1 pseudogene is annotated in these 970 nt (G+C 73.7%); it reads left to right on the top strand.

Going from position 1 to position 970, the window contains the following annotated elements:
- Window positions 1-231: 231 nt before the first annotated feature.
- A pseudogene (locus CS2_RS18305) lies at window positions 232-970 on the top strand (hypothetical protein); the annotation flags it as partial.

The raw sequence follows: 970 nt of genomic DNA, 5'->3' as shown, positions 1-970 counted from the left end.
CCTCCACGACGCTGGGCCAGATGGGTGCCTCGGTCGCCGAGCTCGCCCGCCTGTCCGACGACCTGCGACAGCGCGTGGGTGCCTTCACCTACTGACCGCGTCCAGCGGGTGAGACCGGGGGTGGGGCGCCGGATGAGATGCGAGCCCGCACCTCATCCGGGGCCTACTCCGTCCGATGGACAGACGCGCAGGGGGCGTCACTCGTTCGTCGTACCGCCCTCGGAGGCACGCATGTCCAGCTCCCTCGCACGCACGTCCCGCATCCGCGGCGTCCGGGCCAAGATCCTCGCGGTGGGTGCCGCGGGCGTCGCGTCCGCCCTGCTCACCGGCGGCGTCGCCCTCGTCGGCGTCAGCTCGCTCAACAGCGCGACCGAGCGCATCGACGAGCTGCTGGCCGCGACGCAGGCCGTCGGCGAGGTGCGCATGTACAACAGCGACGTCAACGGCTGGCAGTCCGCGTACGCGGGCGACGCGCACCGCGTGGGCGGGCCCGCCGCGGTCCTGCCCACCAGCGAGTCCCGGCGGCAGTACCTCGCGTCGGCCGACGCGCTGCGGACCTCGCTCACCGGGCTCGACGCGCAGGGCGCGGTCCTCGAGCCGGCGCAGCGCGAGACGATCTCGCAGGTCGCGGACCTGTGGGAGAAGTTCTTCGCGCTCGACGACCAGGTCGTCGCGGACTACGAGGCCGGCGACCTCGAGGCCGGCGACGCGATCGTCCAGAACGACGCGATCGCGCTGTACGGCCAGATCGGCCAGCTCACGCAGACCCTCCAGGACGACGTCGAGGCGCTCGCCGAGGCCGCGAACGACAACGCCACGACCGTGACCGCGCGGACCGTCGCCATGATCGTCGGCGCGATCGTGGTCGGTGCCGCGGGTGCCGTGGCCGGTGCGGTGCTGGTGTCGCGGCGGGTGCTGCGGGGTGTGGGTGCGGTGCAGCGGTCGGTGGCGGCGATGGCGCAGGGGGACC

Origin of the sequence: Cellulomonas iranensis NBRC 101100 = JCM 18110, assembly GCF_001552375.1 — a bacterium.
In the GTDB taxonomy this organism is placed as follows: Bacteria; Actinomycetota; Actinomycetes; order Actinomycetales; family Cellulomonadaceae; genus Cellulomonas; species Cellulomonas iranensis.
This window is presented reverse-complemented; position numbering and strand designations above follow the sequence as displayed.